Annotated in this window: 20 protein-coding genes and 1 tRNA gene; 1 reads left to right on the forward strand and 20 read right to left on the reverse strand. The window is 58.8% G+C overall.

Annotated features, from left to right (window positions below; all coding sequences use genetic code 11):
* Window positions 1-2 precede the first annotated feature (2 nt).
* The 8 genes from DES49_RS08560 to trmJ form a co-directional block, all read right to left on the reverse strand.
* Window positions 3-965 carry a RodZ domain-containing protein gene (locus DES49_RS08560; RefSeq protein WP_133735986.1) on the reverse strand — a complete coding sequence of 321 codons (963 nt, stop codon included), beginning with the start codon at window positions 963-965 and terminating at the stop codon, window positions 3-5.
* The gene (pilW, locus tag DES49_RS08565; protein WP_133735987.1) at window positions 958-1,761 is read right to left on the reverse strand and encodes a type IV pilus biogenesis/stability protein PilW; all 804 of its coding nucleotides are present in this window, start codon (window positions 1,759-1,761) and stop codon (window positions 958-960) included. The genes DES49_RS08560 and pilW overlap by 8 nt, the downstream gene beginning before the upstream one ends.
* Before the next feature lie 32 nt (window positions 1,762-1,793).
* Window positions 1,794-2,915, reverse strand: coding sequence for a dual-specificity RNA methyltransferase RlmN (gene rlmN / locus DES49_RS08570; protein WP_133735988.1), 1,122 nt, complete (start codon window positions 2,913-2,915; stop codon window positions 1,794-1,796).
* Between the two features lie 31 nt (window positions 2,916-2,946).
* The gene (gene ndk / locus DES49_RS08575) at window positions 2,947-3,378 is read right to left on the reverse strand and encodes a nucleoside-diphosphate kinase (protein WP_133735989.1); all 432 of its coding nucleotides are present in this window, start codon (window positions 3,376-3,378) and stop codon (window positions 2,947-2,949) included.
* Window positions 3,379-3,446: 68 nt separating this feature from the next.
* Entirely contained in the window at window positions 3,447-4,622 is a 1,176-nt protein-coding gene (locus DES49_RS08580; protein WP_133735990.1) for an IscS subfamily cysteine desulfurase, read from the reverse strand.
* Window positions 4,623-4,657: 35 nt separating this feature from the next.
* Complete coding sequence (locus DES49_RS08585; protein ID WP_133735991.1) at window positions 4,658-5,146, reverse strand: Rrf2 family transcriptional regulator; 489 nt, start codon at window positions 5,144-5,146, stop codon at window positions 4,658-4,660.
* 60 nt (window positions 5,147-5,206) lie between these two features.
* A complete protein-coding gene (gene cysE / locus DES49_RS08590) occupies window positions 5,207-6,007 on the reverse strand; it encodes a serine O-acetyltransferase (RefSeq protein ID WP_133735992.1) in 801 nt (266 codons plus the stop codon).
* On the reverse strand, window positions 6,000-6,803 hold the full coding sequence (gene trmJ, locus DES49_RS08595) for a tRNA (cytosine(32)/uridine(32)-2'-O)-methyltransferase TrmJ (protein WP_133735993.1): 804 nt from the start codon (window positions 6,801-6,803) through the stop codon (window positions 6,000-6,002). Before trmJ ends, cysE begins: the two co-directional genes overlap by 8 nt.
* 177 nt (window positions 6,804-6,980) lie before the next feature.
* On the opposite strand from trmJ, the gene DES49_RS08600 reads away from it, so the two are divergent.
* Window positions 6,981-7,781, forward strand: a complete 801-nt coding sequence (locus DES49_RS08600) for an inositol monophosphatase family protein (protein WP_166646040.1) — start codon at window positions 6,981-6,983, stop codon at window positions 7,779-7,781.
* Between the two features lie 13 nt (window positions 7,782-7,794).
* On the opposite strand, the gene secF is transcribed toward DES49_RS08600, so the two are convergent.
* The 12 genes from secF to DES49_RS08660 form a co-directional block, all read right to left on the reverse strand.
* Complete coding sequence (secF, locus tag DES49_RS08605; protein WP_133735995.1) at window positions 7,795-8,751, reverse strand: protein translocase subunit SecF; 957 nt, start codon at window positions 8,749-8,751, stop codon at window positions 7,795-7,797.
* A 13-nt stretch (window positions 8,752-8,764) separates the two neighbouring features.
* Window positions 8,765-10,621, reverse strand: coding sequence for a protein translocase subunit SecD (gene secD / locus DES49_RS08610; protein ID WP_133735996.1), 1,857 nt, complete (start codon window positions 10,619-10,621; stop codon window positions 8,765-8,767).
* Between the two features lie 29 nt (window positions 10,622-10,650).
* On the reverse strand, window positions 10,651-11,010 hold the full coding sequence (yajC, locus tag DES49_RS08615) for a preprotein translocase subunit YajC (protein ID WP_133735997.1): 360 nt from the start codon (window positions 11,008-11,010) through the stop codon (window positions 10,651-10,653).
* Window positions 11,007-12,110 carry a tRNA guanosine(34) transglycosylase Tgt gene (gene tgt, locus DES49_RS08620; RefSeq protein ID WP_133736154.1) on the reverse strand — a complete coding sequence of 368 codons (1,104 nt, stop codon included), beginning with the start codon at window positions 12,108-12,110 and terminating at the stop codon, window positions 11,007-11,009. The genes yajC and tgt overlap by 4 nt, the downstream gene beginning before the upstream one ends.
* Before the next feature lie 14 nt (window positions 12,111-12,124).
* On the reverse strand, window positions 12,125-13,180 hold the full coding sequence (gene queA, locus DES49_RS08625) for a tRNA preQ1(34) S-adenosylmethionine ribosyltransferase-isomerase QueA (protein ID WP_133735998.1): 1,056 nt from the start codon (window positions 13,178-13,180) through the stop codon (window positions 12,125-12,127).
* A 72-nt stretch (window positions 13,181-13,252) separates the two neighbouring features.
* Entirely contained in the window at window positions 13,253-14,107 is an 855-nt protein-coding gene (locus DES49_RS08630; protein WP_133735999.1) for a 2Fe-2S iron-sulfur cluster-binding protein, read from the reverse strand.
* Window positions 14,108-14,123: 16 nt separating this feature from the next.
* Window positions 14,124-14,549, reverse strand: a complete 426-nt coding sequence (locus DES49_RS08635) for a roadblock/LC7 domain-containing protein (RefSeq protein WP_133736000.1) — start codon at window positions 14,547-14,549, stop codon at window positions 14,124-14,126.
* A 68-nt stretch (window positions 14,550-14,617) separates the two neighbouring features.
* Entirely contained in the window at window positions 14,618-15,025 is a 408-nt protein-coding gene (locus tag DES49_RS08640; RefSeq protein ID WP_133736001.1) for a hypothetical protein, read from the reverse strand.
* Between the two features lie 41 nt (window positions 15,026-15,066).
* Entirely contained in the window at window positions 15,067-16,404 is a 1,338-nt protein-coding gene (locus DES49_RS08645) for a phosphatase domain-containing putative toxin (protein WP_133736002.1), read from the reverse strand.
* Window positions 16,401-16,934, reverse strand: a complete 534-nt coding sequence (locus DES49_RS08650) for a GTP-binding protein (protein WP_133736003.1) — start codon at window positions 16,932-16,934, stop codon at window positions 16,401-16,403. The genes DES49_RS08645 and DES49_RS08650 overlap by 4 nt, the downstream gene beginning before the upstream one ends.
* A 9-nt stretch (window positions 16,935-16,943) precedes the next feature.
* Window positions 16,944-17,435 (reverse strand): hypothetical protein, encoded by a 492-nt coding sequence (locus DES49_RS08655; RefSeq protein ID WP_133736004.1) that lies wholly within the window; start codon window positions 17,433-17,435, stop codon window positions 16,944-16,946.
* A gap of 486 nt (window positions 17,436-17,921) precedes the next feature.
* Window positions 17,922-18,006: transfer RNA gene (locus DES49_RS08660), tRNA-Leu, on the reverse strand.
* Between the last annotated feature and the right edge of the window lie 98 nt (window positions 18,007-18,104).

Here is an 18,104-nt window from a genome sequence, read left to right on the forward strand (position 1 = left end):
CGTCAGCTTGTACCGTTGGACGCCCCAAGCACAAACTGGGTGCGACCCGCTCTCACCGGGTAGTCCTCAAGGTCTATGGGCTCGCCCTTGAAGCGGATACCGGCAACCGCATCCACGTTACCGAGCAGCACTTCCAGCGGGCCGGGCCCTTCGTACTCAATGTCGCGTCCAGCTTCGGCAAGCGTAACAATGACACGCTCGCCTTCACCATTAACAACTTCCACCCAACAGGCATCATTAAAGCTGATTACCAGTGAAACCGTCTCAAGGGCCGAGGTCTCGCGGGGAGAAGATTCATTCGTCTGCTGTTGCCCACGCTCTTCAGGCGCATCAACAACGGGCACGGGTGCCATGGAGGTCGGTGAGGACTCGGTGGAAGCATCACCTTCGGGTCCCTCCGGCTCAGCCTCCTCCGATGCGGGCGTACTGCCCGCATCCTCATCACTGGTATCGCCATCCGGCTCTGTGGCGGCGGGGGATTCCCCCTGCTCCGCGCCCTGCTCACCGGTCTCGTCAATCAGATCCCCCGTCTCATCAGCAATCCAGGGGCCATAAAACAGCAGAACCCAGCCAACGATAAGAGCAGCAACAAGCGCTATCAGGGTGCCGACGACACGCCGCCGCCGCTCTTTCCTCAACTGGATGATTTCCGTCGTGCTGGGCTCCTTCTGCTGCTCCTCGCGCCTGAGCGGCGCAAGTTCGCGATCCAGCCGCATCACCAGGTCATCGCCATCCTGTTCGGTCAACCGTGCATAGGAACGCACATAGCCTTTCAGGAAGAGCTCACCCGGCATCGACTGGTAATCCCCCTCCTCGATGGCACGAATGATGGAGGGGCGCAGATGAAGCTGATCCGCTACAGCCTGTAGCTCCAGGTTATGCCGTTCGCGTGCCGCCCTGAGGGTTTCACCGACGGTTTCCGGCCCGTTTTCTTGTTTGGTGTTCTCGGATTCCTCGTCAGTCATCAGTCTTCATTGACCTGTATTCACGGTGTTCTTTCGAATCCGGGAACCGCTTGCGAAGCTGCAACGCGAGGCTGGCCACTTCATCTTGGTTCCCCTCGTGCTGTGCAATCCGGATTCCCGCCCAAAGAGAGCGCGGTGTATGGTTTGCCTGGCTGGACCTCCGGATACGCGCTTCCAGCTGATCGAACAGCGGCCGCGCCTCGTCATACCGGCCAGCATCCACCAGCGCGGCCACCGCACCAAGATGAGCCCGAAGGTTGCCACGATCAAGCCGCATTGCCCGCTTATAGGCATTCGCGGCCTCCACATGACGCCCCAGTTTGTCAGCAGCTCGCCCCAGATTGACGAACACGCCAGCACGCTCTTCAAAATCCATGTCCTTTGAAGCCTGCCTGAACTGTTCAAACGCCTCTTCATAGCGCTTTTGATTGTACAGGAATACGCCAAAGTGGGAACGGCCACGAGTATAGTCGGAATCATACTCAAGCGCCTCCCGGAAACGCGATTCAGCCAGTTGATACTCGCCCTGCTCCTGGCTGATCAGCGCCTTCGCGGCCAGAGCGGGTGCACTTTCATCATTGATTTCCAGGGCACGATCCAGGTGACGCCGGGCGCGTTCGTAATTCTCATCCTGAATGTAGGCTAGCCCGAGACGGACATAGGCCTTCTCTGCCTCTTTCTTGTCCGCCTCAGAGGAAAAAGCGCCCTGGCGCTGGGTGACGCAGGAAGTGAGACTGACAGCGACAAACGCAATCAGTATGGCCCCAAGGAAATATTTCGAGACTTGCCGGATCATCAACAACCTCTTTGATTCGCGCCCGGCCTGAATCAGCTTACTTCCTGATGCACCGGAATGTAACGCTGGCTTCGGCGGGTTCGATCCTCAAACTGACCCACGAGCTGTCCGCAGGCCGCGTCGATATCATCACCACGAGTGGTGCGTACCGTTGTAATATAGCCGGCCTGATTCAGGATGTCCTGAAACCGCTTGACGGCATTACCGCTTGGACGCCGGTAATCACTCTCGGGAAAGGGATTGAAAGGAATCAGATTGATCTTACAGGGCACGTCAACCAGAAGGTCAGCAAGCTCCCTGGCGTGCTCCGGCTGATCGTTCACGCCCTCCATGAGGGTGTACTCAATCGTTGCCCGACGACGGTCCGACAGGCCGGACAGGTAATTCCGGGTGGCCCTGAGCAGCTGGTCGATCGGATACTTGCGGTTCAGCGGCACCAGCTCATTGCGGAGCTCGTCATTGGCCGCATGCAGGGAAATCGCGAGTGACACGTCCGTCACTTCACCCAGTTTCTCCAGTGCCGGTACAACGCCGGAAGTACTCACGGTAACGCGCCTCTTGGAAATGCCGTAGGCCCAATCATCCATCATCAGGTCCATGGCATCCACTACATTGTCAAAGTTTAATAGAGGCTCGCCCATGCCCATCATGACCACATTGGTCACGGGGCGCTCCTTGGTCCGGTCAAAGGGCATAAAGGTCCGCAGCGCGGCCCACAGCTGGCCGATGATTTCCGCCGATGACAGGTTGCGGTTGAACCCCCGCTTGCCTGTGGAGCAGAAACTGCAGTCCAGGCTGCAGCCAACCTGCGAGGAGACACAGAGGGTCCCCCGTTCACCATCCGGGATCAGCACGGCTTCAATACTGTTGCCCTCGGCCATGCGCATGACCCACTTGCGCGTGCCGTCCTGGGAGACCTCATCAAGCAGGACTTCCGGTCCGCGGATCTCCGCCAGCTCTGCAAGACGCGCCCTGAGGGGCTTGCTCACATTGGTCATGGCCTCAAAGTCATCCACACCATACTGATGGATCCACTTCATGACCTGCCCGGCCCGGAACTTCTTCTCGCCGATATCGACGAAGAACTGCTCCATTTTCTGCCGGGGCAGCCCCAGAAGATTGACCTTGTCGTTGTGACCGTCGGATTCAGTCATGGTGTTTCAGACTCCAGCTGCAGACGCGAGATCAGATGGTGCGCGGGCAGATCTCGCTGTCATCAAAGAAATAGGCGATTTCGCGCTCTGCGGATTCCGGCGAATCGGATCCGTGAACGGCGTTCGCGTCAATGGTTTCCGCGTAATCCGCGCGGATGGTGCCCGCCTCGGCTTCCTTGGGATTGGTTGCGCCCATGAGCTCACGATTGCGGGCAATGGCATTCTCACCCTCGAGCACCTGAACAATCACCGGACCCGACGTCATGAACGCCACCAGATCCGGGAAGAACGGCCGTTCGCTGTGTTCCGCGTAAAAGCCCTCTGCCTGCTGTTGGCTCATGTGCAGCATGCGGGCGGCGACGATATTCAGGCCGGCCTTTTCAAAGCGGCTCTCAATGTCGCCAATAATGTTCTTGGATACGGCGTCAGGCTTGATGATTGAAAACGTCCGTTCGATAGCCATCAGGGAAGCTCCTGTTGAATGTGCGTAAGATGATTACGGCGCGAATTATACGCACCTCAGGCGCAAAGTCACACCGTCGCGCGCCGCCCCGCGGCATGGTCGCGAAGCCGCCCGACCGCCTCCACAACACGCCCGGCAGCCTCATCCACCTCCTCTGCGGTGGTGAAGCGGCCAAACGAGAAACGCAGTGACCCCTGGGCTATGGATTCCGGAAGGCCGATCCCCCGCAGGACATAGGAGGGCTCCATGGTGGCCGAGGCGCAGGCTGAGCCGGAAGAGACCGCCAGCCCCCGCAGGGCCAGGATCAGGGACTCACCATCAATGTCCTCGAAGCCCAGGTTCAGAATGCCGGGCACACGCTGGGTCTCATGGCCATGAACATGGACGCCGGGCAATTCGGCGAGTCCATCAAGGAAACGCGCCCGGAGCCGCTCCAGCTCCGCCCTTTCATCCTCCAGCTGCGCATCGGCGAGCGCGAAGGCATGCCCCATCGCGGCGATCTGGTGCGTCGCCAGGGTTCCGGAGCGCAGCCCTCTTTCATGCCCACCACCATGCATCTGGGCGGCCACCACCACATCCGGGGAGCGACGGACGTAAAGCGCCCCGACCCCTTTGGGTCCGTAGACCTTGTGTGCGGACAGCGCCATGAGATCCACAGGCATCCGGCTCACATCGAGCGCCATCTTGCCGGTAGCCTGAGCCGCATCCACATGGAATATCACGCCCTTCTCGCGCAGCATTGCGCCAACACGCTCAATGTCATTACAGACACCAAGCTCGTTGTTGACCGCCATCAGGGAGACCAGAATCGTATCCTCCCTCAGCGCATCAGCCACGGTATCCGGGGCAACGCGACCTGTATGATCGGGATCCAGCCAGGTCACCTCAAACCCCTGGGTCTCGAGCCACTCAAAACAGTCAAGCACCGCCTTGTGCTCGACACGCGATGTGATGATGTGGCGACCACGCTGCGACGCCGCCTGGGCCGCCCCCTTGATCGCAAGGTTGTCGGATTCGGTGGCCCCGGACGTCCACACCACTTCCCGGGCGTCACAGCCAATCAGCGCCGCAACCTGCTTGCGTGCCTGCTCAACGGCCGCTTCGGCCTGCCAGCCCAGTGCGTGGGAGCGGGATGCCGGATTGCCAAAAATGCCATCGGGCGTCAGGTACTTGGTGAGGGTTTCGGCAACACGGGGGTCAACCGGTGTTGTCGCCGCATAATCGAGGTAGATGGTCTTGGTCATGGGTTCCGTTTGCTGGTAACGATGGAAAGGTGAGGCTACAGGGCGCTGGCGCGGTGCTTATCGTCAGTGATTACGGCGCTGTCACGCTGGCGGCGATCCTGGCGTTCAGCCACTGCCAGTATCTCCGGCTTGCTGCCCAACTCCGCCAGGCTGATGCGACTGAGAAACTGGTGGATCTGCTCGCCAAGGTCCGCCCAGAGATGATGGGTCAGGCACATTTCGCCATTCTGGCAGTCGCCCTTGTGCTCACATCGGGTTGTATCGAGCGATTCATTCACCGCATCCACCACCTGCGCAACAAAAATCCCCTCGCCGCTTCGGCTCAGGCGATAACCACCTCCGGGTCCCCGAACGCTCGTAACGAGCTCGTTGCGTCTGAGGCGCGAAAAAAGCTGCTCCAGGTAGGAAAGCGATATGCCCTGGCGCTCGGAGATATCGGCGAGGGAGACCGGGCCGCTCCCCGAATGGATGGTCAGATCGAGCATCGCCGTTACCGCGTAGCGCCCCTTGGTCGTCAGCTTCATGGTGTCCGCCCAGTCCAGCCAGAGATGAGACTTTGATTATCAATTAACCAAGTAAAACAGTCAAGTATTTGAGCTGTCCCCACTTCCGGGCTTACCGTCGGGCTCGCTATCGCCACAATCAAAATCCTCCCGCGGGACCGGGGGCAGTTCGGAGGATTCCCGATAGCTCGAGTCCAGGTCTTTCAGAACGCGGCACATGTTCTCGACGCGCTCATCAACAACATGCATATGGTCCAGGATACTGCGGATGGAACGCGCAACCGGGTCCGGCATCTCCTCGCTCAGGCCATAGGCGTCGAAGCCGATTTTCTGCTCCATCGCCTTGCGACGCTGTTCATCCTCCTCGCTGGGCTTGGCCACGATCCTGCCCGGTATACCAACAACGGTGGCGCCTTCCGGAACCTCCTTGGTAACCACCGCGTTTGAGCCCACCTTGGCATTCCGCCCAATAGTAAAGGGGCCGAGGATCTTGGCGCCCGCGCCCACAACCACGCCATCCTCCAGCGTGGGATGGCGTTTGCCATGCCCCCAGCTGGTACCGCCCAGGGTCACGCCCTGATAGAGGGTGACATCATCCCCGATGACCGTGGTCTCGCCAATGACAACACCCATGCCGTGATCAATGAAAAACCGGCGTCCGATGCTGGCCCCGGGATGGATCTCGATACCCGTGAACCAGCGCGCCAGGGTCGAAAGGGTCCGGGCCAGCCATTTGAAGCCCCAGCCCCAGAGCCGGTGGTTCATGCGATGGAACATCAGCGCGTGCAGCCCCGGGTAATTGGTCAGGACCTCAAACGCATTGCGTGCCGCGGGATCCCTGTGGAAAACGCTCCGGATATCCTCGCGCAGTCGGTTAAACATTGGCGCCTCTGTCTCTGTCTGATCCTGGCTTTTCCGCCAGCCGGTCAACGCTGGTCAGAATCCCCCTGAGAATATTGATCTCCATCTGGTCCGGATGGGCACGCTGGAACAGCCGTCGCATTCGCACCATCAACTGTCTGGGACGCTCGGGGTTGTGAAATCCAGTGGTTATCAGGGTTCTTTCGAGATGCTCCAGGAAGTGTTCGGTTTCCTGAACAGTAGCAGCACGCTCTTCCCAGCCTGCCTGCGACGGGTCGTGAGTACTCGCCCACCCCTCTGCGGCCGACTCGCCCGAAAACAGCGTATGCATGCGCATCTCGTAGGTCATCACCTGAACGGCCATTGCCAGATTCAGGGAGCTGAAGTCCGGATTCGAAGGAATCTGCACATGGTAATGGCAGCGCTGGAGCTCCTCGTTGCTCAGGCCGTTGTCCTCGCGACCGAAAACGAGCGCGACCGGCCCCGCTTCGAGCCTGGCGCAGACCTGCTGCGCACAATCCCGGGGATTCAGCACCGGCCAGGTGAGAGTGCGGGAACGGGCGCTGGCGCCAATCACCTCCACGCAGTCGGCAATAGCCTCATCCAGGGTCTCGACCACTCGCGCACCATCCAACAGATCGCTGGCACCCGCAGAGCGTGCGAAGGCTTTTTCATGCGGGAACGCCTCCGGGCGCACGAGGACAAGCTCGGTTACGCCCATGTTTTTTATCGCACGGGCAACCGCACCGATATTGCCGGGGTGGGAAGTTTCCACAAGCACCACGCGAAGCCCCTGAAGCGACGGATATGACCCCATGCATTGATCCCGTTATCGATTTCCGACAAATCCCGGTGCCAATGCTAGCATGATCGACTCCTCCACCGCAGTGTCAGGGATTCTTCGTATACACCGATGTCACTGGACGATCGTGTTGCGCCCTCTTTTCTGTTATTATCCTGCGCCCCATCCGAGCAGGACCAAATTGGTAGCCCGATGCAGCCAGCAATCAAGATGGCCTTGCGCGCAGCAAGGCAAAGCAGCGATTTTCTCAAGGACCAGCATGCCCGCCTGGAGCCGGCCAGCCAGAAGGCCGACGCCCTCCTGCGCAGTGTGCGAGCCATTGAAAACACGGTATATGAGCGCAGTGTGGAATCCCTGCAGCGCGCCTACCGGGATCACTGGATCGCGCCCGCGGGCAGCATAGAGTCCAACGACTACGTCCAGACCTGGCATATTTTCCCGATCCTGGGGGAACAGAACTTTGCCCGGGGCCTTCCGGAGTTCGCGACCGCGGTTCTTCAGAAAATCAACGACCGGCCGGAAAACCTGGTCGTTCTGTGCCCCCTGACGGGTGAGGAATACGCATTCAGTCGGGGCTATGGCGCGGTCCTTAACAGCCGCCGCATCCGCATACGCAACAGCGACCACCTGGACCAGACACTGCTCAGCTGCAATCTGTTCACCCGCAGCCAGGGTGCGGACAGCAACCTGTGGCTGGACATGACGGGAACGCTGGTGAGAGAAGGCGCCGGCCTGCGCCACACTGGATGCGCGGTGCTGGATATGGCACGGGTAGCGGGCGGCTTTCTGGATGGCGTGGCACTGGTCAGCGAGGAGCGCCATGAACAGGTCATGGCAACACTGATCAGTCAGGAATCCGGTGCGCTGAGCGGGGATCTCAGGGGCAACCCCCTGAGCCGGAAGAGTCGCGAGCTGCTGATCGCCAACAGCCCCATCTTCCGCGAGATACTGAAGCAGTTCCAGCCCTACCGGCAGCGTCTGACCGGGGCCTGAGGCCCCGCGATCATCACTCCATGCGCTTGAGCCAATCCGGAGGCTCTTCGGTTTCCGGTTGCTCGTCTCCCGCGCCTTCTTTCTTCGGAACATAGAGATCGTCCCGATTAACACCAAGGACGACCAGCATGTTGGCTGCCACATAGATCGAGGAATAAGTGCCCACAACAACGCCGACAGAGAGCGCGAGGGCGAAATTCCGGATCATCTCACCCCCGAAGACCAGCAGAGCGATCAGCACAACCAGAGTCGTCCCTGACGTTACGAGTGTCCGGGTCAGCACCTGGTTCAACGAGGTATTGATGATCTCTTCCGGCCCGCCTTTGAGGATGCGCCGGAAATTCTCCCGTATGCGATCAGAAACCACGATGGTGTCGTTCAGGGAGTAGCCAATCACCGCGAGCAGGGCCGCCAGTACCGTCAGGTCAAAAGTCAGCTGGAAAACTGAAAAGACACCAAGGACCAGAAGCACGTCGTGGACCAGTGGCACTACCGAGGCAAGGCCAAACTTCAGCTGGAAGCGCATGGCCACATAGACAAGCACCACGAAAAAGGCCAGCAGCAGAGCAAGTCCGCCTTTCTCCCGCAACTCCTTGCCCACCTGGCCTCCGACGTATTCCGACCGTTGCAGCGAGATGTCCTGACCCTGACTGAGAGCCGAAACAACCTCTTCGCCGACGCTATCATCAAAGGTGGCAGGCAGGCGGATCAGCACCGCGGTATCGGAACCGAAGTTCTGGACCATGGGACCCTCGAAGCCAGCCTCATTGAGCGACTGGCGAACATCAGTCAGATCCGGCGCCTCGGCGTAGTCAAGCTCAACCAGGCTGCCGCCGGTAAAGTCCAGCCCCAGCGCAAGGCCACGCACCCCGAGGCTGACGGCAGCGCCAAGCACAAGAATGATGGAAATGAGGGCCGCAATCTTCCTGACCCCCATGAAGTCGATGTTGCTGATTGCCCTGGAAGACATCCTCGTTCCCCCGTCAGATTGACAGTGCGTTGATATCGCGACGTCCGCCAACGGTCGCATTCACGATGGCCCGGCTGACCATCAGCGCGGTAAACATCGACGTCAGGATCCCGATCAGGAGCGTCACGGCGAAGCCCTTGACCGGTCCGGTTCCCACGGCAAACAGGATGGCGGCCACCAGGAAGGTGGTGACGTTGGCGTCAAAAATGGACACGAAGGCACGGCTGTAGCCGGCATTGATGGCCGACTGGACCGGCAGCCCCTCGCGCAACTCCTCCTTGATCCGTTCAAAGATCAGCACATTCGCGTCCACTGCCATGCCCACCGTCAGAACGATACCCGCGATGCCAGGCAGGGTCAGTGTCGCGCCCAGGGCGGACATGATGCTGACAAGCAGCGTCAGGTTCACGACCAATGCGAGGTTCGCCAGCAGCCCGAAGAGCTTATAGATGGCCAACATCATCAGTGCGACCAGGATAAACCCGAGAATCACCGAATTGATGCCGGACTCAATGTTTTCCTGTCCGAGGCTTGGCCCAATGGTACGCTCTTCCACGAAATACATTGGCGCCGCCAGTGCGCCCGCGCGCAGCAGAAGCGCCAGTTCTGAGGCTTCACCCACACTTTCCAGCCCGGTCACGCGGAAGTTGCTGCCAAGCGTACTGCGGATGGTTGCAAGGCTGATAATGCTGCGCTCCGTTTCGCGAACCCGCTCGGTCACGGTCTCGCCGTCGACCTGGCGCTCCACTTCCTCGCTGCTGTGCTCAATGAACAGAACACCCAGCTGGCGCTGGATCGCGTCCCGCGTTGTGTCACGCATCATGCGGCCACCGGGGCCGTCGAGGGTGATGTTCACCTGGGGCTGGCCGTTTTCGTCAAATGACTGCTGGGCATCGGCAACGTTGTCACCGGTGATGATCACGTCACGCTCGAGCTCGGCAGTACGCTCCGGATTATTACGGAAAGGGAAGCTTTCCTTTCTCGAGGAAGGCGCATCAGACTTGGCCTCAAGCCTGAACTCGAGATTGGCCGTGGAACCAAGTACCCGTTTCGCTTCGGCCGTATCCTGTACGCCCGGAAGCTGAACGACGATTCGCTCCTCACCCTGCTGCTGGATCAATGGCTCGGCGACGCCCAGCTCGTTAACCCGGTTGCGCAGTGTTGTCAGGTTCTGGTTCAGGGCGTAATCCTGGATTTCGGCAACAGACTGGTCGGAGAGCTCGAGGTACAGCAGATAGTCCTCGCCGTCGGAATCACGCTCCAACCGGAACTGATCGTATTCGGAACGGACCATCGAATGTGCCTCGTCCCGGGTCTCCTCATCGGGAAATACAAAGCGCAGGCGCTGACCATCATCCAGGTCACCGCCACGGTACCGCACACGCTCTTCACGAAGCTTGCGCTTCATTTCACTGGCATAGACCTCAAGCCGGCGCTCAACAGCAGCCTCCATATCCACTTCCATCAGGAAATGCACACCGCCGCGAAGGTCAAGACCGAGGTTCATGGGCATGGCGCCAATGGCGCGCAACCATTCAGGCGTCGTTGGGGCCAGGCTCAGCGCCGCGACGTACTCTTCCCCCAGGGTCTCCTGGAGTGTCGACCTGGCGCTGAGCTGCGCCTCGCTGGTATCGAACCGAAGGAGCGCCACATCGTCGCCAACCTCGGGGTTGCGGTAATCAATCCCGGCGTCGCTCAGCGCGTTCTCCGCGCGCTCAAGAACCTGTTCATCCACGGTGGCACTGGCGCTGGAACCAGCCACCTGAACGGCGTAATCGTCTGGGAACAGGTTCGGCAGTGCATACACAAAACCGAGAAGAACCACAATTGCTACCAGAAGGTTCTTCCAGAGGGGATACTTGTTAAGCATCGGTGATCCTTGTTACGGGATAGTCGGGTTCAGATGTCCTTGAGCGTACCCTTGGGAAGCGCCTGAGCCACGGATTGACGCTGCACCTTGATCTCAACGCCGTCCGAGACTTCGAGCACGAGATAATCGTCGGTCAGACGGGTAATTCGACCGGCGAGACCACCGCCCGTCACCACCTCATCACCCTTATCGAGGCCGCTGACCAGCGCCTTGTGCTCCTTCGCCCGCTTGGACTGGGGACGCCAGATCAGGAAATAGAAGATCAGGATGAAGCCGCCAAAAAGAACAACCTGGGAAATCGCGCCGGGCCCGGCCTGGGGAGCGGCCATGGCGGTAGCGGGAAGCATGACCATTGAAAGCAGGGCAATAAGGGTGTGCCTGAAACTCATCGGGAATCTCCGCGTAACTGATAGAACCGGTTCGTAAAGGCCGACAATGTACCTGCTTGAATAGCCTCACGCAATCCGGCCATCAGTGTCTGGTAGTAGTAAAGGTTGTGGATGGTGGCCAAATGCGCACCGAGCATCTCACCACACCGGTCCAGGTGGTGAAGATAGGCCCGGGAGAAATGCCGGCAGGTATAACAATCGCAATAGGGGTCCAGGGGGCCCGTGTCATGGCGGTGGCGCGCATTGCGGATGCGCACGATGCCTTCGTGCACGAAAAGGTGTCCATTACGGGCGTTTCGGGTAGGCATCACACAGTCGAACATATCCACACCGCGGTTGACCGCCTCAACAATATCCTCCGGACGCCCTACCCCCATCAGGTAGCGGGGCGCATCCGGCGGCATACGCGGCTCAAGGCTTTCAAGAATCCGGTGCATTTCCTCGCGGGGCTCGCCCACGGACAGCCCGCCGATGGCATACCCATCAAAGCCAATGGCCTTCAGCCCCTCCAGGGAGGCATGTCGAAGCGACTCATGCATGCCGCCCTGCACAATCCCGAACAGCGCTGCTGGATTACCCTCATGAGCCGCCCGGCTGCGCGACGCCCAGCGCAGCGAGAGTTCCATCGACGCCCTGGCCTCTTCCTCGGTCGCCGGATAGGGCGTGCATTCATCAAAGATCATGACAATATCGGCGCCCAGCGCCTTCTGCACTTCCATGGAGCGCTCGGGAGTGAGCTGGACCTTGGCCCCGTCCACTGGCGACCGGAAAGCCACCCCCTCCTCGGTTATCCTGGTCATTTCGCCAAGGCTGAATACCTGGAAGCCACCGGAATCGGTCAGTATCGGCCGCTCCCAGCCGGCAAAATCGTGCAGGTCCCCATGTTCGGCGATCACCTCGGTCCCGGGGCGCAGCATCAGGTGGAAAGTGTTGCCCAGGATGACATGGGCCCCGATCGCCTCGAGGTCGCGCGGCGTCATGCCCTTGACCGTTCCATAGGTTCCCACCGGCATGAAGGCGGGCGTTTCCACATCGCCCCGGGGGAAGCTCAGCCGACCGCGCCGGGCCGGCCCATCGGAGACAAGGGTCTCGAAACGCATCTGTACGGGAGTGCTCATGAGTGGGTACTGCCGTCCTCTATCGCGTCGGGGTGGGGAAAGATCAGCATGGCGTCACCATAGCTAAAGAAACGGTAGCGTTCCGAAATCGCCGCGCGGTAAGCAGCCAGTGTCTGCTCGCGCCCCGCGAAGGCGCTGACCAGCATGATGAGCGTGGACTCGGGCAGATGGAAATTGGTGACCATGGCATCGGTGCTGCGGAAGCGGTAACCCGGATAGATGAAGATGTTGGTTTCGCCCGCGAAAGGCGCCAACCGACCACTGGCCGATGCCGACTCCAGCGCCCGCACGGCCGTGGTACCCACGGCAACAACCCGCCCTCCCCTGGCTCGGGTTTCGGCGACGGCATCCACCACCGACTGCTCCACCGACAGCCACTCCTGGTGCATATGGTGCTCTCGGATATCCTCGGTCCTGACCGGCTGAAAGGTTCCCGCTCCCACATGGAGCGTGACGAAGGTACGGCGAATGCCGCGCGCCTCAAGCCGTGCCATCACCGACTCATCAAAATGGAGGCCCGCCGTGGGCGCCGCCACCGCGCCGGGTTTCTCACCGAAAACGGTCTGATAGCGCTCCTCGTCCGTCACCTCGTCCGGACGATCAATGTAGGGTGGAAGCGGCATGTGGCCGACCGCTTCAAGCACCGCCATCACCGGGCTGTCCGTAAAACGGAGCCGGAAAAGGCCTTCCTCCCTCGCCTCAACAACGGCCTCATGGCCGCCCTCGAGGATCAGGCGCGCGCCCACCGCCGGGCTGCGTGAAACCTTCAGGTGCACGAGCGCCGCATCCGTCGCCAGGACCCGTTCAACCAGCATCTCCAACTGGCCACCGGACGCCTTCTTACCGTACACGCGCGCAGGGATAACCCGGGTATCGTTGAAAACCAGCAGGTCCTGCGGTTGCAGAAGATCAGGGAGTTCCTCGAAGCGCCGATGATCCACGGCGCCATCGGCGCCATCCAGGCACAGAAGCCGGCTGGCAGTGCGTTCTGCAAGCGGATAGCGAGCGATCAGCTCGTCCGGCAGTTCGTAATGGAAATCAGAGCGCTTCATCGGGTTTGAGGGTCCGGAGCCAAGGTGCGGGGAGCGTATTCGATCGGGATGTGGCTTGGCAAGCGGAGCTTATTACTCCGCAGGGGACTGCATGCATTCAGGGCAGTAAAGAGTACCCAGACGCAGATGATAACGGACTGTCGTGCCCGCATCGATTTCCTCGCCGCAGCTATCGCAGAGAGAGCCAATCTCCAGCGTGACCTCTCCATAGCCCGATACCGGAATTTCCATGTCGCCTATTTTCCGGTTCCAGGGCTCATCCTTGACAATATCCTCCCTGAAACTGTTTTCCAGACCACGCCATCGCTCTATCAAGTGTTCAGGCAGATTGTGGCGCCTCATGGATTCCACCATTATCGACTCTCTATAATCGAATAGATCATCGGATATCACCATCCAGTGATGAGCGTTGCGCGGCCTGTCTCCGAAATAAACCTTTTCTCCCGTAAACTTCTGCTTCATGAAAAGATACTGCTTTTCCTGCACCCGTTGCCGGGTTACGCCGTGAAAAAATGGGGAGAGCCGTTCATCCGAAAAAACCCGGATGTAGAAATCCTCAAGAATTTCTGACAGAACACGGCCGTTATCCAGTGCCTCCCACATTTCTGGATCCGGCGACAGGAACGTTTCTTTACGGCTTGTGGACGACTTCCTTTTAACACTGCCTTTTCCCGCCGGAACAATCGAGAGTCCTTCTATCGGTCTGCAAACACAGGGAAGAAAACATCCCTGCTCAACCTGTTCATCACTGAGTCCTTTCTGGGATTTTGGGGGCAGTCTCCCCTTTTCAGCAATGTGCATGCAGGTGTGACAGGATCCCTTGCGGCAGGAAAAAGGGAAATTCACACCCTGTCGCAGCATTGCTTCAAGCAGGGTTTCGTGCGGATCACAATCATAACTGCTGCCCGAATACTCAATCCTGAACATAACAATTGCTCACGCGTCAGTAATTATTTCCGATTAGTTCGTCGATTTTTGAGGCCGATTTGCGTGCCTCGAGAAAGATCCGTCCGAGGTTGACGCTTGGTTTGGCAGCTATGGCGAGAACCTTGTCACCGCCGGCCCTCACCAGGAGCATCAGTCCTTGAGAGCCTTCTATCAGCAGTTGCTTCATCTCGCCGCGGGCGATCTCGTCCGCGGCCCTTTCAGCCAGTGCAAGCAGCGATGCGCACATTGCCGCAAAGCGGTCCTCATCGGTATCTTTCCCCAGCACCGCGCCAATGATGTAGCCATCGGAGGTCATCGTGGCAGATGCTTCTATGTCGCTGGAGGAAGCATTCAACTCCCGCAAAACCCCCCTTGCTGACGTTGCCGCAGTTGCCGCACTTCCTTTTACAGGATTCTGTCCGGAATCAGTCGAGGCGCTCATAAAGTCTTCCTGTTCAATGTCGCACTGTCGGAGTTTTCTGGCCGGGCTTAACCCGACCAGACAACTGATTAAAGTCCAGCTTCAACCGTAGAGAGAGCCGTGCGTGCCTTTGTAAGGACCATGCCCAGATTGGCGGTTTTCCGGCAGACAAACGTCACCACGTGATCCTGATGGGCCTTGGCTCGCATGAATACGTGAATGAGGTTTTCGCTGTTCACAATGATTTCCTGGAAGTAATGGAAGTCATCAAGTGGCAAGCCCCTCGCTTTTTTGAACATGTTCTCGATGCTGACGACATTCGGTCCCTGGAAAAGATCGGCAGTAGCGGCAGCGAGCATTTCCAGAACTTCGTCCGGATGCGAATCCACCGTTTTGATTCCAAGAAGCATCCCGCTGGAGATGTCGACATAGCCTCCAGCAAGGCATTCGGGAATGGTTGTAATCGCTTCTTGTATGGTGTTATCGAGGTCAGACATCTATCGTCCTCCTTATCTTTTTTAAAGGTACGCGGAATCCGTCAGGATCCCTGCGCGGTTTTCGCCCGTTCCGTCAGAAACAGGGCAAATTTCTCCAGGAATTCCACCTGTGCTTCGGATTGAACCCAACGGGGCTCGATGCGCCGGACCATTTCCAGTGAATCCAGCGCGGCCATGCCTTCCCAGATCAGGCAGGAGGCAAGTACGGTTCCGGTACGACCGAGACCAGCCCTGCAGTGGACAGCGACAACGCCACCTTCATCACAGAGCCTCTGGATCCTTTTGCAAAGGCCCGCAGCCTGGGTGATTGAGGGGGCCGCCATGTCCTGGAAGGGTGACCAGAAATTGTCGATGCCGTACTCGGCCAGGGCTTCGGTGTCAGGTCTGGTTTCGGTCAGGGTGATCAGTGTGGTGACGCCAACCCGTTTCAGTGCTGCGAGGTCATGCTCAAGATCCTGAACAATTCCCGGTCTGGGTGTTCCAGCAAGCTGTCCTTTCTTGAGCCAGAGAAAACCTCTCGGGCCGAAACTGTCGCTGACAAAGGATCGTGCTTCCTCCGGGAGGGGCGGGGGCGCAGGCGTTTCAGGAGCGAGGGTCTCAGGGTCCGCATCGGGAGCGGCAACGGCGCAGGATCCGGTTCTCACGAAGCTTTGCCCGGCCTCGCTGACCGGAGACTTGAGAAAGTCGCTCGTTTTTGCCGCCTCATGAACGCTGCCTCCCGCAATTAAAACCATGCGTCCGCCAAGCATTGAGGCGTGAGAAAGATTGTGCAGCGCAATCAGGATTGAGCGCCGATGGGCCTCGGAAGCAATGTAATCCAATAGGCGCCGTGCTTCCTGATCATTCAGGCCGGTCGTTGGTTCATCCAGCAGAATCAGGCGGGCCCCTGTTGCCGCGAGCCTCATGGTGGCGAGATGTCTTTGCTGTGCCAGATTCAGGTGAATGGCCGGCTCGTCAATCCGATCAATAAGCTCGTGCAAACCGGCTGCTTCCAGAAGTCTCTGCGCCAGTTCGCGCTGCTGAATCGGGGACAGGGACCTGCGTTCGGGCAGATCCTGAATGATGTTTTCAAGGATGCTCGCCATCACCATTCTGGCGTTCTGTGCGGCGAGTACGGGCCGTTCCCCATCGCCCAGGGGGTTGCCAAGGTAATTCACACTGCCCCAGGTACGAAGGTTGGGGTTGGGATCGTTAAAACCGGCCAGGGTCCGGAGCAGTGTCGATTTTCCGGTTCCGCTGGGGCCAAGGAGAATGGTGACCTCACGGTCCGGAACCTCAAGATCGATACTTGCAAGTACGGTTTTCTCGCTGAAGGCCACGCCAAACCCGCTAAGCGAGAGAACCGACGGATTTGAGGCATCCTGTTCAGGGGTGTTCAACGCTTAACTCCAGGGTCCAGCATGGCCAACAACGCCTGCAGCAGAACGGTAATATCGTTTCTTTCGCGGGCATCGACTTCAAAAACCGGGGCCTTCACACCAAGCTCATTCAGCTTGGTGTGGTAGGAATACAGGCCAGGCCGGGCCTTCATATCCATCCGGGTTACACCGATGACCATGGAGCTTTTCTTGATGAAAGGGCGAAAGGCCTGGATAAAGAATTCCAGGTCAGCAAGTGGATCTTCCCGTTTGTTGTCGAGCAGCAGGACGAGGCCAAGCCCCCCGATTGTTATGATGTCCCACATAAAGCTGAAGCGTTCCTGGCCAGGAGTCCCGTACAGGTGGATTTTCTGTTCGCCTCCGACATCCAAAGTGCCGTAATCCATGGCAACAGTGGTCGTTTCCTTGCGCTCCGAAACGTCATCGCTCGCCTTGCTCTCGGTGCTGACCACCTCGATATCGCTGATGGTCTGTATTGCTGTCGTTTTCCCGGCCCCGACAGGACCGGCGAAGATGATTTTATGTTCCACAAAGAACTCCTAACGTCCGGAGAGCTTGCCGAGAAGCGAGGACAGGAGAGTCTGGTTGCGATGGGGCTCCAGTCGCGGCTCCTCTGGCTTACGGTTGATGGGGCGAGCAAAACCGGCAGCACGGGCTGCGCTGTAAATCTGGTACATTTCCTTGGCTGGAACTTTCAGCAGCCGGGACGCAAAGAAGATGGATGTCGGGTGTTGGTAGAACAGGGCCAGGCTTCTGAATGTATCGGGTGTTAAAGGCAGACGCGTCAGGTTGGGCCAGTAATCGAGCTGAACAACATCGTTCCAGCTACACCCCTCCATCAGGCGGCCCTTGGAGACATGAAAGGCGGTTTGCCACATCAGTTCGTCTATATTCCTTCCGACCCGGTTCGCGTAAGGCGCGCTGTCTTCTTCAGAGACAATGGTTACGCGACACTTGTCGGGGGGAAGCTGAAGGAGCTCTGGCAGATCCGGGCTGTCTGCAAAGTACTCGCCCCGGGTACTGAGAAGCACCAGGCTTCCATGTCCTTCGGCAGAAACCCGAATGTTCTGCTGATTCGCTAACGCCCGTCTAAAGCTGGTGATCAGGCAATCATCAGGGCTGAAAAACTCTGGAGCTGCCGCATTATTCGAGTTCTGGGGGTCTGCTCTTACGTCCATGCGCCTTCCCGGAAAGATGGGTTTATTTTTCTGATTTTTTCTTAACCATGATCCTGCTATTAAAAAATTAGCAGCTGTATCCGAGGGCAATTTCAGGTGTGCAATATCCGGCTATGGAGGGCGCCAGATACGACCTGTCTTGCAATAAACGTACTTCTGCCCTCCTGGGCAGATGATGCCAGGGACGCGCTTTCGCATCTGGAAACAACCCGAGCGCTGGGGGGGGGGGGCTATGGTAGGGACATTCGGAGTTGCAGCAGGCCCTCTGTGCACCAGACAGACCTATGACTCATCGATAATGATTTATCGTGGGTAATTTTCGTACGGGGGAATCAGGGTTGGTGCCGAGGGTGGGACTCGAACCCACAAGGCTTTCGCCACCTGATTTTGAGTCAGGCGTGTTTACCGGTTTCACCACCTCGGCGACGGAATCGGATTATACGCGTGCGCGGCAACAGGTCAATCAACCCGCGGCCAGGCGGGTTAATTGTTAGCCGGCCCATTTGCTGATACCGTTACGCT

It is taken from the genome of Halospina denitrificans (assembly GCF_004364635.1).
Classification (GTDB): Bacteria; Pseudomonadota; Gammaproteobacteria; order Pseudomonadales; family Oleiphilaceae; genus Halospina; species Halospina denitrificans.

Coding starts and splice junctions, on each gene's coding strand:
- secD (WP_133735996.1), bottom strand. CDS start 10,621: ATGCTTAACAAGTATCCCCTCTGGAAGAACCTTCTGGTAGCAATTGTG.
- DES49_RS08585 (WP_133735991.1), bottom strand. CDS start 5,146: ATGAAGCTGACGACCAAGGGGCGCTACGCGGTAACGGCGATGCTCGAT.
- DES49_RS08600 (WP_166646040.1), top strand. CDS start 6,981: ATGCAGCCAGCAATCAAGATGGCCTTGCGCGCAGCAAGGCAAAGCAGC.
- secF (WP_133735995.1), bottom strand. CDS start 8,751: ATGTCTTCCAGGGCAATCAGCAACATCGACTTCATGGGGGTCAGGAAG.
- tgt (WP_133736154.1), bottom strand. CDS start 12,110: ATGCGTTTCGAGACCCTTGTCTCCGATGGGCCGGCCCGGCGCGGTCGG.
- DES49_RS08580 (WP_133735990.1), bottom strand. CDS start 4,622: ATGACCAAGACCATCTACCTCGATTATGCGGCGACAACACCGGTTGAC.
- yajC (WP_133735997.1), bottom strand. CDS start 11,010: ATGAGTTTCAGGCACACCCTTATTGCCCTGCTTTCAATGGTCATGCTT.
- DES49_RS08560 (WP_133735986.1), bottom strand. CDS start 965: ATGACTGACGAGGAATCCGAGAACACCAAACAAGAAAACGGGCCGGAA.
- cysE (WP_133735992.1), bottom strand. CDS start 6,007: ATGTTTAACCGACTGCGCGAGGATATCCGGAGCGTTTTCCACAGGGAT.
- rlmN (WP_133735988.1), bottom strand. CDS start 2,915: ATGACTGAATCCGACGGTCACAACGACAAGGTCAATCTTCTGGGGCTG.
- DES49_RS08640 (WP_133736001.1), bottom strand. CDS start 15,025: ATGTCTGACCTCGATAACACCATACAAGAAGCGATTACAACCATTCCC.
- queA (WP_133735998.1), bottom strand. CDS start 13,180: ATGAAGCGCTCTGATTTCCATTACGAACTGCCGGACGAGCTGATCGCT.
- DES49_RS08630 (WP_133735999.1), bottom strand. CDS start 14,107: ATGTTCAGGATTGAGTATTCGGGCAGCAGTTATGATTGTGATCCGCAC.
- ndk (WP_133735989.1), bottom strand. CDS start 3,378: ATGGCTATCGAACGGACGTTTTCAATCATCAAGCCTGACGCCGTATCC.
- DES49_RS08635 (WP_133736000.1), bottom strand. CDS start 14,549: ATGAGCGCCTCGACTGATTCCGGACAGAATCCTGTAAAAGGAAGTGCG.
- trmJ (WP_133735993.1), bottom strand. CDS start 6,803: ATGGGGTCATATCCGTCGCTTCAGGGGCTTCGCGTGGTGCTTGTGGAA.
- pilW (WP_133735987.1), bottom strand. CDS start 1,761: ATGATCCGGCAAGTCTCGAAATATTTCCTTGGGGCCATACTGATTGCG.